This is a genomic window from Streptomyces omiyaensis (assembly GCF_014650895.1).
Classification (GTDB): domain Bacteria; phylum Actinomycetota; class Actinomycetes; order Streptomycetales; family Streptomycetaceae; genus Streptomyces; species Streptomyces omiyaensis.
Map to the genome: position 1 here is coordinate 17118 of NZ_BMVV01000002.1, position 14813 is coordinate 31930.

Annotated in this window: 6 protein-coding genes; 2 read left to right on the forward strand and 4 right to left on the reverse strand. The window is 75.9% G+C overall.

Going from position 1 to position 14813, the window contains the following annotated elements; all coding sequences use genetic code 11:
- Window positions 1-286: 286 nt before the first annotated feature.
- On the forward strand, window positions 287-5245 hold the full coding sequence (locus IE287_RS02965; protein WP_189847299.1) for an NAD-glutamate dehydrogenase: 4959 nt from the start codon (window positions 287-289) through the stop codon (window positions 5243-5245).
- 192 nt (window positions 5246-5437) lie between these two features.
- Here IE287_RS02965 and IE287_RS02970 read toward each other — a convergent pair whose 3' ends face one another.
- The 3 genes from IE287_RS02970 to IE287_RS02980 all read right to left on the reverse strand — a co-directional run bounded on the left by IE287_RS02970 (window position 5438) and on the right by IE287_RS02980 (window position 8658).
- On the reverse strand, window positions 5438-6748 hold the full coding sequence (locus IE287_RS02970; protein ID WP_373307792.1) for a glycosyltransferase 87 family protein: 1311 nt from the start codon (window positions 6746-6748) through the stop codon (window positions 5438-5440).
- 34 nt (window positions 6749-6782) lie between these two features.
- The gene (locus IE287_RS02975; RefSeq protein ID WP_373307808.1) at window positions 6783-7595 is read right to left on the reverse strand and encodes an ABC transporter ATP-binding protein; all 813 of its coding nucleotides are present in this window, start codon (window positions 7593-7595) and stop codon (window positions 6783-6785) included.
- 88 nt (window positions 7596-7683) lie between these two features.
- Entirely contained in the window at window positions 7684-8658 is a 975-nt protein-coding gene (locus IE287_RS02980; RefSeq protein ID WP_229883250.1) for an ABC transporter permease, read from the reverse strand.
- A gap of 182 nt (window positions 8659-8840) precedes the next feature.
- Here IE287_RS02980 and IE287_RS02985 point away from each other — a divergent pair, with 182 nt between their 5' ends.
- Window positions 8841-9455 (forward strand): TetR/AcrR family transcriptional regulator, encoded by a 615-nt coding sequence (locus IE287_RS02985; RefSeq protein ID WP_189847301.1) that lies wholly within the window; start codon window positions 8841-8843, stop codon window positions 9453-9455.
- 664 nt (window positions 9456-10119) lie between these two features.
- On the opposite strand, the gene IE287_RS02990 is transcribed toward IE287_RS02985, so the two are convergent.
- Window positions 10120-14274 carry an FHA domain-containing protein gene (locus tag IE287_RS02990; protein ID WP_189847302.1) on the reverse strand — a complete coding sequence of 1385 codons (4155 nt, stop codon included), beginning with the start codon at window positions 14272-14274 and terminating at the stop codon, window positions 10120-10122.
- Window positions 14275-14813 lie beyond the last annotated feature (539 nt).

Genomic DNA, 14813 nt, shown 5'->3' on the forward strand with positions numbered 1-14813 from the left:
GGCTCATGACGGGGCAGGGGGCTTGAGCGATAGGCTTTTCCCGTGATCAGCGCGATACGCCGCGGGGGCAGTGCGGCCCCCGGCTGCCGCCCGGTCCGCTCACGCGGCCGGGCCGCCCGTGCGTTCGCCGATCCTCTCCGTCCGGAAACGCCGCTCTCCGTGGCCGGTTTCCATCCGGGCATCTCTCATCCGGGCATAACGTCGACTTCGACCGGAATCACCGCGTCGAGGCGTTGTGTCCTACCCACCGACGTCACGCAACGGCGCGCGACAGGAGTCAGAGGACATGCAGACCAAGCTGGACGAAGCAAAGGCCGAGCTGCTCGAGAGGGCCGCCCGCGTAGCTGAGCACAGCCCGGTCGGGGGGCGACTTCCGACGGGCCCGGAGGGCGAACGTCCGGACCGGGGCACCGTGCTCGACTATCTCCAGCGCTACTACCTGCACACCGCCCCCGAGGACCTCACCGACCGCGACCCGGACGACGTCTTCGGCGCCGCGCTCGCCCACTACCGGCTCGCGGAGAACCGCCCCCAGGGCACCGCGAACGTCCGCGTGCACACCCCGACGGTCGAGGAGAACGGCTGGACCAGCAGCCACTCCGTCGTCGAGGTCGTCACCGACGACATGCCGTTCCTCGTCGACTCCGTCACCAACGAGCTCTCCCGCCAGGGCCGCGGCATCCACGTCGTGATCCACCCGCAGGTCCTCGTCCGCCGTGACATCACCGGCAGGCTCATCGAGGTCCTGTCCACCCAGATCCACGGCGAGCTGCCGCACGACGCGCTCGCCGAGTCCTGGATCCACGTCGAGATCGACCGCGAGACCGACAAGGCCGACCTCAAGCAGATCACCGCCGACCTGCTCCGCGTCCTCTCCGACGTCCGCGAGACCGTCGAGGACTGGGAGAAGATGCGCGACGCCGCGCTGCGCATCGCCGACGGCCTCACCGCCGAGCCCACCGCCTCCGACCTGCGGCCCACCGAGGTCGAGGAGGCCCAGGAGCTGCTGCGCTGGCTCGCCGACGACCACTTCACCTTCCTCGGCTACCGCGAGTACGAGCTCGTCGACGGCGACGCGCTCGCCGCCGTCCCCGGCACCGGCCTCGGCATCCTGCGCTCCGACCCGCACCACAGCGGCAACGACGAGGGCCACCACGCCCACCCGGTCTCCCCGTCCTTCAGCCGGCTCCCCGCCGACGCCCGCGCCAAGGCCCGCGAGCACAAGCTGCTCATCCTGACGAAGGCCAACAGCCGCGCGACCGTGCACCGCCCGTCGTACCTCGACTACGTCGGCGTGAAGAAGTTCGACGCCGACGGCAACGTCATCGGCGAGCGCCGCTTCCTCGGCCTCTTCTCCTCCGCCGCGTACACCGAGTCGGTGCGCCGCGTCCCCGTCGTCAAGCGCAAGGTGCAGGAGGTGCTGGCCGGCGCCGGCTTCTCCCCGAACAGCCACGACGGCCGCGACCTCCTCCAGATCCTGGAGACCTACCCGCGCGACGAGCTCTTCCAGACCCCGGTCGACCAGCTCCGCTCCATCGTCACCAGCGTCCTGTACCTCCAGGAGCGCCGCCGGCTGCGGCTCTACCTGCGCCAGGACGAGTACGGCCGCTACTTCTCGGCCCTCGTCTACCTGCCGCGCGACCGCTACACCACCCGCGTCCGGCTGCGGATCATCGACATCCTCAAGGAGGAGCTGAACGGCGCCTCCGTCGACTTCACCGCCTGGAACACCGAGTCGATCCTCTCCCGCCTCCACTTCGTCATCCGCGTCGAGCCCGGCACCGAGCTCGCCGCCCTCACCGACGCCGACGTGGACCGCATCGAGGCCCGGCTCGTCGAGGCCGCCCGCTCCTGGGCCGACGGCTTCGGCGAGGCCCTCAACGCCGAGTTCGGCGAGGAGCGCGCCGCCGAGCTGCTCCGCCGCTACGGCAACGCCTTCTCCGAGGGCTACAAGGCCGACCACTCGCCGCGCGCCGCCGTCGCCGACCTGGTCCGCATGGAGGCCCTCGCCGCCAGCGGCAAGGACTTCGCGCTCTCCCTCTACGAGCCCGTCGCCGCAGGCCCCGGCGAGCGCCGCTTCAAGATCTACAAGACCGGCGAGCAGGTCTCCCTCTCCGCCGTCCTGCCCGTCCTCAACCGCCTCGGCGTCGAGGTCACCGACGAGCGCCCGTACGAGCTCCGCTGCGCCGACCGCACCCACGCCTGGATCTACGACTTCGGCCTGCGGATGCCCGCCTCCTCCGGCAACGGCGACTACGTCGGCGACGACGCCCGCGAGCGCTTCCAGGAGGCCTTCGCCGCCACCTGGACCGGCGAGGCCGAGAACGACAACTTCAACTCCCTCGTCCTCTCCGCCGGGCTCACCTGGCGCGAGGCGATGGTGCTGCGCGCCTACGCCAAGTACCTGCGCCAGGCCGGTTCGACCTTCAGCCAGGACTACATGGAGGACACCCTCCGCAACAACGTCCACACCACCCGGCTGCTGGTCTCCCTCTTCGAGGCCCGGATGGCCCCGGAGCGGCAGCGCGCCGGCACCGAGCTCACCGACGGCATCCTGGAGGAGCTGGACGGCGCCCTCGACCAGGTCGCGAGCCTGGACGAGGACCGGATCCTGCGGTCCTTCCTCACCGTCATCAAGGCGACCCTGCGGACCAACTTCTTCCAGAAGTCGCAGACCGGCGCGGCGCACTCGTACGTCTCCATGAAGTTCGACCCGCAGGCCATCCCCGACCTGCCGGCCCCGCGCCCCGCCTTCGAGATCTGGGTGTACTCGCCGCGCGTCGAGGGCGTCCACCTCCGCTTCGGCAAGGTCGCCCGAGGCGGTCTGCGCTGGTCCGACCGCCGCGAGGACTTCCGCACCGAGATCCTCGGCCTGGTCAAGGCGCAGATGGTGAAGAACACCGTCATCGTGCCGGTCGGCGCCAAGGGCGGCTTCGTCGCCAAGCAGCTCCCGGACCCCGCCGTGGACCGGGACGCCTGGCTGGCCGAGGGCATCGCCTCGTACAAGACCTTCATCTCGGCCCTGCTCGACATCACCGACAACCTGGTCGCCGGCGAGGTCGTGCCCCCGGTCGACGTGGTCCGCCACGACGAGGACGACACCTACCTCGTCGTCGCCGCCGACAAGGGCACCGCCACCTTCTCCGACATCGCCAACGGCGTCGCGGAGTCGTACGGCTTCTGGCTCGGCGACGCCTTCGCCTCCGGCGGCTCCGCCGGCTACGACCACAAGGGCATGGGCATCACCGCCCGCGGCGCCTGGGAGTCCGTCAAGCGGCACTTCCGCGAGCTGGGCCACGACACCCAGACCGAGGACTTCACCGTCGTCGGCGTCGGCGACATGTCCGGCGACGTCTTCGGCAACGGCATGCTGCTCTCCGAGCACATCCGCCTCGTCGCGGCCTTCGACCACCGCCACATCTTCATCGACCCGAACCCGGACGCGGCCACCTCGTACGCCGAGCGCCGCCGCCTCTTCGACCTGCCCCGCTCCTCCTGGGCGGAGTACGACCCCTCGCTGCTCTCCGCGGGCGGCGGCATCCACCCGCGCACCGCGAAGTCGATCCCGGTCAACGCCCACATGCGGGCCGCGCTCGGCATCGAGGAGGGCGTCACCAAGCTCACCCCGGCCGAGCTGATGAAGGCGATCCTCCAGTCGCCCGTCGACCTGCTGTGGAACGGCGGCATCGGCACCTACGTGAAGTCCTCCGCCGAGTCCAACGCGGAGGTCGGCGACAAGGCCAACGACGCCATCCGCGTCGACGGCCAGGACGTCCGCGCCAAGGTCGTCGGCGAGGGCGGAAACCTCGGCGCCACCCAGCTCGGCCGCATCGAGTTCGCCCGCGCCGGCGGACCCGAGGGCGAGGGCGGCAAGATCAACACCGACGCCATCGACAACAGCGCCGGCGTCGACACCTCCGACCACGAGGTCAACATCAAGATCCTGCTCAACGGGCTCGTCGCCGAGGGCGACATGACCGTCAAGCAGCGCAACAGGATCCTCGCCGAGATGACCGACGAGGTCGGCCGGCTCGTCCTGCGCAACAACTACGCGCAGAACACCGCCCTCGCCAACGCGGTCGCCCAGTCGCCCTCCCTGCTCCACGCCCACCAGCGCTTCATGCGCCGCCTGGGCCGCGACGGGGCGCTCGACCGCTCGCTGGAGTTCCTGCCCAACGACCGGCAGATCCGCGAGCTGCTCAACAACGAGAAGGGCCTCAGCCAGCCCGAGCTCGCCGTCCTCCTCGCCTACACCAAGATCACGGTGGCCGACGAGCTGATCGGCACCGAGCTGCCCGACGACCCGTACCTGGCCGGCCTGCTCCACGCCTACTTCCCGACGCTGCTGCGCGAGAAGTTCGGCGAGGCCGTCGACGGGCACGCGCTGCGCCGCGAGATCATCACGACCGTCCTGGTCAACGACACCGTCAACACCGGCGGCTCCACCTTCCTGCACCGCCTCCGCGAGGAGACCGGCGCGTCGATGGAGGAGATCGTGCGGGCCCAGACCGCGGCCCGGGCCATCTTCCGGCTCGGCGAGGTCTGGGACGCCGTCGAGGCCCTCGACAACGTGGTCCCGGCCGAGGTCCAGACCCGGATGCGGCTGCACTCCCGCCGGCTCGTCGAGCGCGGCACCCGCTGGCTGCTCAACAACCGGCCGCAGCCGCTCGCGATCGGCGAGACCATCGAGTTCTTCGCCGAGCGCGTCGAGCAGGTCTGGGAGCGGCTGCCGGAGCTGGTGCGCGGCTCGGACGCGGAGTGGTACCGCTCGATCCTCGACGAGCTGACCGGCTTCGGCGTCCCGGAGGAGCTGGCCGCGCGCGTCGCGGGCTTCTCGTCCGCCTTCCCGACGCTCGACATCGTCGCGATCGCCGACCGCATGGAGAAGGACCCGCTGGCCGTCGCCGAGGTCTACTACGACCTGGCCGACCGGCTGAGCATCACCGACCTGATGGACCGGATCATCGAGCTGCCGCGGGCCGACCGCTGGCAGTCCATGGCCCGCGCCTCCATCCGCGAGGACCTCTTCGCCGCCCACGCGGCGCTGACCTCGGACGTCCTGGCCGCCGGCAACGGCGCCTCGACGCCGGAGGAGCGCTTCAAGGCGTGGGAGGAGACGAACGCGGCGATCCTGGGCCGCGCGCGGACGACCCTGGAGGAGATCCAGGGCTCGGACACCTTCGACCTGGCGAACCTGTCGGTGGCCATGCGGACGATGCGCGCGCTGCTGCGGACGCACGGCTGACGCCGGTCCTCCGGGGCCGCCGGTCCTCCGGGACCGCCGCGCCCCGGAGGCCGCTGTTCCTCGAAGGCCCCGCCGGACGTCCTGTCCGGCGGGGCCTTCGCCCGTTTCCGCACGGGCCTCCGCCCGGTTCCCTGCGGGGGCGCGCCCGTTCCCGCACGCGGGTCCCCGCCCGTTTCCGTCCAGGGGGCTCCGTCATTCCTCCACGGGGGTCACCGTGGCCCGCCACAGGCGGTGGGCGGCGACCGCGGCCGCGGCGAGGAGGAGGGCGTTGCGCAGGACCATCACGGTCAGCCCGACGGGGGTGCCGGCGACGACCTCCGCGTAGAGCACGGGGTACGCGAGGGAGCTGAGGGCCGCCGCGGGGAGCAGCAGCAGCGCCACCGGGCGCATCACGGTCCGGCGCGAGGTCAGGCAGACGGCGGCGAGCCCGAGCAGCCAGACCAGGTACTGGGGGCTGATCACCCGGCTCGTCACGGTGAAGAGCAGGACGGCGGCGAGGGCCGCGTCGAGCGGGGTGGCGTCGCTCCAGCGGGTGGCGCGGAGCCGCCAGAGGACCAGCCAGAGGAGCGCCGTGACGGTCAGCAGCAGGAAGAGGTGGCCGAGGGTGGAGACGTACGGGCCCGTGTACTCGTAGGCCCCGTAGCGGATCTCCGGCGCCCCCGGCCAGATCCCGGCCGCGCCGGCGAGGGCGAGCGCGGTGCCGCCCAGGGACTCGATCTGGATGCCCCGGGCGCCCTGCTGGCGCAGGAAGCCGAGCGACTCGGAGAAGCAGAGCGCGAGGACGCCGAGGAGGGTGACGGCGGTGACGGCGGCGGCCGTCCACGCCTCGCGGGTGGTACGCCCCCGGGGCGTGCCGATCAGCGCGAGCGCCGGCCACACCTTGACCATCGCGCCGAGCCCCGCGAGCGCCCCGCCGAGGCGGTGGGCGGCGGGGGAGCGGCCCTTGAGCAGCAGCAGCGCGAGGACGGCGAGGGCGGTGGCCTGCACGTCGTACCGGGCGAGCGGCAGGTGGAGGAGGAGCGGCAGGGCGCAGACCCAGTACCAGGCGCCGTGGGTGAGCCGGGAGCGGTCGGCGAGGGCGAGGCCGAGGGTGACGGCCGCGTCCGCGAGCAGGGTCAGCGCGATGAACGCCTGGGTGTAGCCGAGCCAGGGCATGAGCAGCCCCGGCGCCATGATCACGAGGCCGGCGCCCGGCGGGTATTGCCAGGTGGGGTCCGAGGGCGGGAAGGTGCCGTCGGCGAAGAGGCCGTACCAGTAGCGGTAGAGGAGCTGCACCTCGTGGCCGACCCCGCCGATGCCGAGGCTGTCGCCGGCGAGCAGCACCAGCATGCCCACGCGGGTGAGCAGCCAGACCGCCGCGAGGGCGAGGGCGGGGCCGTGCCCGACGGTGACGAAGGTGGCGGACGTGAAGGTGTCCGACTCGAAGGGCGAGCGGGTGAGCGAGGAGGGTGCGGGGGCCGTGGGACCGGAGGCGCGGGAGCGGGGGCGATCGGGCGTCGTCACGCTCCGACCTTAGGTCCGTGACGGGCGGTATGCCTTACTTGTCCCCTTGTGGGGCACCCGTCCTGGTGAACTCCTCGTACGCCGCCACCACCTCGTCCGCCGGCCCGTCCCCCCGCAGCGTCCCCGCCTCCAGCCAGAGGGCCCGGTCGCAGGTGTCCCGGATGGTCGCGTGCGAGTGGGCCACCAGGAAGACCGTGCCCGCCTCGGCCCGCAGCTCGTCGATCCGGCGGCGGCTGCGCCGCTGGAAGCGGGCGTCCCCGGTGGCCAGGGCCTCGTCGACGAGGAGCACGTCGTGGCGCCGGGCCGTCGCGGAGATCGCGAAGCGGAGGCGGGCGCCCATGCCGGCGGAGTAGGTGCGCAGGGGGCGGGAGAGGGGGTCGTCGTCGGGACCGGAGGATCCGGGGGTGCGGCGGCGGGGGCGCAGGCGCAGGCGTGGCCGGGGGGCGGAACCGGGGCCGGGGCCGGGGTGGGGCCGTGGGGGCCGGCTGCCGTCGGAGAGGCCGGAGAAGTCGACGATCTCGTCGTAGCGGGACTCGATCTCGGACCGGCTCAGGCCCATGGCGAGCCCGCCGAGGATCACGTTCCGCTCGCCGGAGAGGTCGCCCATCAGGGCCGCGTCGACGCCGAGGAGGGTGGGGCGGCCGCGGGTGTAGACGGCGCCGCTCTCCACCGGCTGGAGGCCCGCGATGGCCTTCAGGAGGGTGGATTTCCCCGATCCGTTCGAACCGATCAGGCCAATCGCCTCGCCGCGCCGGGCGACGAAGGAGACGCCCTTCACGGCGTGGACGCGGCGGCTGCCGGCGGCTCCGGTCGCCACGGTGTAGGCGATGTGGACGCGGTCGGCGATGACGGTGGGGTCTGCGATGGCAGAGGGAGCAGTGGGGGCGGTGGGGGTGGGGCGTGCGTGCGGTGCCGCCGGGGGCGGTGTCGTGTCGTCAGCCACGGCCGTACGCCTCCTCCGCCTTCCAGAACCAGAGGAAACCGCCCGCGAACGCGAGGACCGCCCAGCCGGCGGCCAGCGCCCACGCGTGGGGCGGCAGGTCGTCCGCGGTGAAGCTCCCCACGAGGGCGAAGCGGACGAGGTCGATGTAGACCGCCGCCGGATTGCAGCGGAGGAGGAGCACGAGGGGGTCCGGGAAGCGGTCGCTCGCCGCCAGGCGCCCGAGCGACCACATCACGCCCGAGCCGTACATCCAGGTGCGCAGCACGAAGGGCATCAGCTGGCTGATGTCCGGGGTGCGGGCGGCGAGCCGGGCGAGGGCGAGCGAGACGCCGGTGCTGAAGAGGGCCTGGAGCGCGATCGCCGGCACCGCGAGCAGCCAGCTCCACGTCGGGAACTCGCCGAAGCAGAACAGGATCACGACGAGCGCGGCGAGCGACACGAGCAGCTGCTGGAGCTGGAGCAGGGCGAGCGAGAGGGGGAGGCTCGCGCGGGGGAAGTGCAGGGCGCGGACCAGGCCGAGGTTGCCGCTGATCGCGCGGGTGCCGGCGGTGAGCGTGTTGGCGGTGAAGGTCCACACGAAGACGCCGGTCAGGAGGAACGGGAGGTAGTCCGGGATGCCGTGCTGGACGTTCAGCAGGACGCCGAACATCAGGTAGTAGACGGCCGCGTTGAGCAGCGGGGTCATCAGCTGCCACGCCTGCCCGAGCCGGGCCTGGCTGTACTGGGCGGTCAGCCGGGCCGTCGCGAAGGCGGTGATGAAGTCGCGGCGGGACCAGAGCTGCCGGACGTACTCCGCCAGCGGTGGCCGGGCGCCGCTCACGGTCAGGCCGTGGCGGCGGGCGAGGGCCTGGAGCTCCTCGCCGGTGGGCGTCGGCGGGGCCGGCGCGGAGGCCGGGGGCGCGGCCGTGGCCGTGGGTGGGGTCGCAGCCGTGGGCGGGGTCGACGGCGGGGGCAGTGTCCGGGTCACGTGCGGGCGCTTTCGACGGAGGGTGCGGGGTGGGGTCCGTCGTGCCGGAGGATTCCGAATCGACGGGACGATCTCGTTGCGTCGGTACGTCTGCGTATCGATGCTTGAAGGGGAGGGTAGGGCGCCTCGCGTCGGAACGCAACCGTATCGTCGTGACGTCGTCGCCGGTTAGGATGCCGTCCATGAGCACTCCCACGCCCCGTCGCGCCCCCGCCGGAGCCGCCGTGCTCCGCGAGGACGTCACCGAGGCCATCCGCGAGGCCGTCTTCGAGGAACTCGCCGCCGTCGGCTTCGCCCGGATGTCCATCGAGGGCATCGCGCGCCGCGCGGGCGTCGGGAAGACCGCCGTCTACCGGCGCTGGAAGTCCAAGCTCGCGCTCGTCCTCGACCTCGTCGGCGCCGTCGCCGCACAGGGCCTGCCGGCGCCCGCCACGGGCTCCCTGGAGGGCGACGTACGCGCCCTCCTCGCCGTCGCGTCGCACGCCCTGCGCCACCCGATCGCCTCTCAGGTGATCCCCGAACTCCTCGTCGAGGCCGCCCGGCAGCCCGAGATCGCCGAACCGGTCCGCTCGGCGCTCCTGGACGGACAGGAGGGCGTCGTCGCCCAGATCGTCCGGGAGGCGGTGGCCCGCGGCGAGCTCCCCGAGGGCACCGACCCCGCCCTCGCCCTCGACCTCGTCGTCGGCCCCCTCTACTGGCGCCTCGTCGTGGTCCGCACCGACCCCCCGAAGGGGTACGCCGACGAACTCGCCCGCGCGGCGGTCGCGGCCCTGCGGACGCTCACGCCGGGCGCGTGAACCGGCGCGCCCGGCATCCGCGGTGCCGCCGCGGTCCCCACGGACCCGCGCCGACGCCACGCGGCGCCCGGGCCTGACGCGCCCCCGACCACCGCCGGAAGGGGAGGCCCGGCCTTTTCACGGACTGTCGGGAGCTGTCGGCGGCTTTCGGGCGCCACCGGGCGGCTTTCGGGGGCCTTCGGGCACCGCCGGGCGGCTCCGGGTGCCTGGGCTCATGCGGTGCCTGGCCGTCCGGTGCCCCGTCGTCCGGCGCTCGGCCGTCGGGCCGTCGGCAGCCCGGCACCCTGACATCCGGCCGCTCGGTGCTTCGCCGTTCGGCCGCCGGCCGCCGTTCGGCCGCCGGCCGCCGTTCGGCCGCCGGCCGCCGTTCGGCCGCCAGCCGCCGTTCGGCCGCCAGGCGCCGTCCGGCCGCCAGCCGGATCGGCGCCCGGCGCACGGCTGTCAGGCGCCCGGCGCTCGGCCTCAGGCCGCTCGCTCGCCCGCCCGTCGGACACGGGGTCGGTGGCACGGGGTCGGTGGCATGGGGTCGCGGGCCCGGTCGTGCCGGGTACGGCCGGGCCGGGACACGGCGTGCCCCGGCGCAGACGCAGACGCAGACTCCGCCTTGGCTCGGGTCCGGCCGGACCCGACTCCGGCCGGACCGCGGCCGGAGTCGGGCGTGGGGTCAGGCGTGGCCGAGCGGGGGGACCGGGGCGGCTTCCACCGAGCGGGCCGCGCGGTCCAGCGCGCTCGCCAGCAGGGCCAGGTCCGTCGGGCCGTTGCCCAGCTCGCGGACCGGGCGGCGGGCGGGCGGGTCGCCCATCCGCTCCCACTCCAGCGGGACGACCGTCGGCCGCAGCGTCGCCGTCCGGGGGATCCGGCCCGTGATGCGGCCCGCCTGGAACGGCGTCACCCGTCCGTCCGGGTGCCCCAGCCGGCCCCGGCCGGGAGCCGGGACGTCGGGGCCCTGCACGCTCGCCGGCGCGTCCAGCACCACGCGGAGCCGGGCCCCGTGCGCCAGGTCGGTGTCGACGGTCCGGTCCGGGCGGGCCGAGGTCGCGACCAGGTGCACCCCGAGCCGCTCGCCGTGGCGCGCGATCGCCTCCAGGGCCCGGACGACGGACCCGGCGGCGGGCCGGCCCGAAGCACCGAGGGCGGGGGCGACGAGGGCGTCGAAGTCGTCCACGAGCACGACGAGCCGCGGCAGCGGCACCCTCGCGGCGACGGCGCGCGGGAGGTGGTCCTCCTCGCTCCCCGGCCGGGGCACGCGCGCGCTGCTCCGCTCGTCGACCGGCGCGGGGCCGTCGTCGGCCCGTAGCGTGCGGCCGCTGGTCGCCGTCCGCTCCCCGAGCCGCCCGCTCGACGGCGCCGGGACGTCCCCGGACCCGGGGTGGGCGGTGCGCCCGCTCGCGGCCCCGGCGACGTCGGTCGCGCCCCGGTACGCCGTGCGCCCGCTCGCCGCGCCGGAGACGTCCCCCGCGCCGGGGTGCGCGGTCCGGCCGCTCGCGGCGCCCTGGACGTCGGCAGCCCCCGGGTACGCCGTGCGCCCGCTCGCCGCGCCGGACACGTCGCCCGCACCGGAGTGCGCGGTCCGGCCGCCGGCCGCGTCGTTCGTGCCCGGGTAGGGCGTGCGCGCGCTCGGCGTCCGGGAGGGACCGGAGGCGCCCGGGTGCGGCGTGCGGCTGCTCGACGTGCCGGTCACGTCCTCGGTGCCGGGGTACGGGCTCCGCCCGCCGGCCGCGTCGCCCGCCCTCGGGTACGGCGTGCGGCCGCTCGCGGCGCCGCGCAGATCCCCCGGCCCCGGGTACGCCGTGCGCCCGCTCGCCGCCCCCTGGACGTCACCCGTACCGGGGTACGCCGTGCGCCCGCTCGCGGCGCCGCGCAGATCCCCCGGGCCGGGGTACGGCGTACGGCCGCTCGCGGCACCGGACACGTCACCCGTACCGGGGTGTGCCGTGCGCCCGCTCGTGCCGCCCCGGACGTCTCCCGCGCCCGGGTACGGCGTACGGCCGCTCGCGGTGCCGGGGGCGTCGGGCGCGACCTGGTGGGGGACGGCGCGGCCGCCGGGGCGGGTGGCGAAGGCGGCGGGGAGGTCGCCCACGGGGGCGCGGCCGCCGAGCCGGTCGCTGGGGGTGGCCGGGAGCTCGTCGGGGGCGCCGGCGGGGCGGGGGACGCGGACCGGGGCGCGGTCCGCCGCCCCCTCCGCGCCCTGGTACGGCGTGCGGACCCCCGGCGGGCTGTCGCCGACCGCGCCCGCGCCCGTGCGCAGGGTGCGGCCGCTCGGACGGTCGCCGAGCTCCGTCGCGTCGGGGAGCCGGAGGCTCGCCCGGACGCCCTGCGGGACCGCCTCGGCGGCGCTCGGGGCCCGCTGGCCGACCACCGCGCGGGTGGTGCGGCGGTCGGCGAAGTCCGCGTCGCCGAGGAGCTCCGCGCGGCGCTTCAGCTCCGCGCCCAGTGCCTGCGCGAACTCCCGCATCCGGACCGGGTCCGACGCCACCAGGTGCTCGGTGACGTGCGGCAGCTCCGTACAGGCCGCGAGGCCCTCGCCCCGCTCGCCGCCGGCGCCGTCCACCAGGAGCAGCCCGAGCCGGTCGGGGCGGGCGCCGGCCGCGAGGGAGGCGGCGACGGCGCGCAGCAGCTCCGTGCGGCCGCTGCCCGCCGGGCCCTCGATCAGCAGGTGGGGGCCCTCCGCCGTGAGGTCGACGGCGAGCGGGCCGCGCGGGCCCGCGCCGAGGACGGCCGTGCCCTCCCCGGCCGACGCCCAGCGGGCCATCAGGGACGCGGGCGTGGCCCGGGCCAGGCCCAGCTCGTCCAGGAGCCGGGACGACGGCGGCAGCGCGGCGGCCCGGCCGGGGGCGGCCGACGCCGCGTCCGTGCGCAGCGGGGCCAGCGCCCGCCCGAAGCGCTCCGCCCAGGCGACCGAGACCGCGTCCACCACTCCGACCGTGCCGTGGCCCGCGGCCCGCCCGCCGGACGTCCGCAGCAGCCGCAGCGCCGTCGCCACGTCCCCGCTCAGGAGGACCGCCGCCCCGCACTCGCGGAAGGCCGGGGAGGCCGCGCAGGCCGTCTCGTAGGTGGCGGCGACCGGCGAGGCCGGGGAGGCCGAGGGCGCCTCGGCCAGGCAGATCAGGTGGATGCCCGCCGCCGCGCCGGCCCCGGCGAGCCGGGCCACCGTCTCCCGCAGCGCCGCCGTGCCGGGGTCGCCGTCCACGACGACGACCGTCGCCGGACCCGTGTGGCGCGCGGCCGCCTCCGCGACCGCCGCCCGGTCCGCGCTGGCCCAGCCGGGCCCGAGGGGGCCGTCGTCGAGCCGCCGGGTCAGCTCGGCCGTCCGCGCCTGGGCCTGCTCGCGGTCGTACGCGAGGAGGAGCCGGCAGTCCTGGCCGTGCGCGGGCCGCACGTGCGGGAGCCAGCCGAGCCAGCCCCAGGCGCGCCGCCGCTCCTCCAGGGGGCGGTTGCGGTCGGCGCTGACGAGGACGATCTCCAGGTCGGCGGGGGAGTGCAGGGCCGCCAGCTGGGCCACCACCGCCCGCGCCAGGCCGGACAGCCGGTCCGCGGGCCCGGCCAGGCCCAGGGAGCCGGCCTCGCGCAGCCCGACGGTCACGGGGACGCCTGACAGCTCCGCCCGGTCGGCGGTGCCGAGCCGGACCGCCAGGGACTCGGGGTGGCCCGGCGTCCGCTCCCACAGCCGGGGGCCGGGGCCGAGCGCGGTGAGCAGGACGGCCGCCGGATCGGGCCAGGTGTCGGGCGCGGCGGTGGTGCCGGGCGCCTCGGGCCGGTCCGTGCCGGGGGCGTCCGGGGACACCGGGGCGCCGGGCGCGGGCTCCGCCTCGCGGCCGCCCGCGATCCGCCGCGCCCAGGCGCCGAGCCCGCGCCGGCCGGTCCTGCGGGTGGCCGGGTCGCCGCCGTCGGGGGCCGTGCGGACGCGGCTGTGCGCCGCGCCGCCGTCACCGCCCTCGGGGTCGCCCGCCCGCGCGTGCCCGGCGTCCGGCCAGGCGTCCGCGAGCGGCACGCCCCGCGCCGCGCCGTGCGTCTCGGGGCCGTGCCCGGTCCAGGAGGAGGGGGCCGGGGCGCCCTCCCGTACGGCGGTCCGGCCGGGAGCGGCCGCCTCGGGCCCGGGGGAGCGGTCGGACCACGCGCCGCCGTCCGGGTCCGCGAGGGTCCCGGGCTCCGGCGGGGGCACCCGGAGGTGGCCCTCCCCGTCGGGGGCCGTGGGCAGCGTCCCGGTGTCCGCCGCGGCGCCGTCGGGGAGGGTGAGGCGCAGGGTGGACTCGCCGAGCCGGAGCAGCGCGCCGGGGCGCAGCCGGACCGGGCGGTCGCCGACGGGGGCGCCGTCGAGGGTCGTGCCGTTGGTCGAACCGAGGTCGGCGACGGTGACCCGGCCGTCCCCGGCGACGGTCACCGTGCAGTGGGAGCGGGAGACGTCCGGGTCGTCCAGCGGGACGTCCGCCTCCACGGAGCGGCCGATCCGGATCGCCCCGCCGTGCAGCAGGTGCACCCCGCCCGCGTCGGGACCGGCGACGACGTGGAGCCGGGCGGCGGAGGAGGCGGTGGCGTCGAGACCGGCCCGGTCGTCCGGATCGGGGGTGTGGAGCGCGAGGACCGCCCCGTCGACCAGCGGCGGCTCGCCCAGCACGCAGCGGCGGGCGTCCAGCCGCTCCGCGCCCGCGTACAGCACGGGGGTGCCGGTGCCGGCCGCGTCGGGGCCGGTGACGGCGGCGGCGAGGTTCGAGGCCACGGCGGACAGCGCCGTGCCCGCGGGGGCCGTGACGAGCACGTCGCAGGCGCGCCCGGCGCCGTGGCCGGCGTGCGGCGCGAGGACGGTCAACCGGATCTGCATCGCCGTCAGCGGTCCCTTCTGCGCGACATGCCCGGCAGGGGACCGCCCCGTGTCACCCCCCACCCGGCACGGACGCGTCGCCCGGTACAGGTCTGCACGGCGCGGGGGCTCCCGACCCCACCTGCACGACGTGCTGGAGGCATCCTCGCACCTGCCGCGGACAACCCGCCGCCGGGTCGGCCCGAAGTGATCTTGAACGGTCGTCCGGAACCGCCGGGCGTGACGCGAAAACGCCAGGTCGACCCGGACCGCCGGGCCGGTGCGGCAACCATCCCGCCCGGAGGAGCGTCTTCTTCCGGACAAGTTGGGCCGGAATCCGGGTGGGATTCCGGCGGTGACCACCGACGGGCCCGGAAGGCGGCCCGGCGGCCCTCCGGGTTCGCACACGCCGACGGAGAAAGGCCTGTGGACGACCGGGCTGTGACCCGTTCGGCGGCACTAGAGTGGGTCGGACACCCGGACGGGTCACAACAGAGACGAACAGGTCTCCGGGACCCGGCTCGGCCCACCGAGCGGGAACCGGCCACCCAGGACCACGA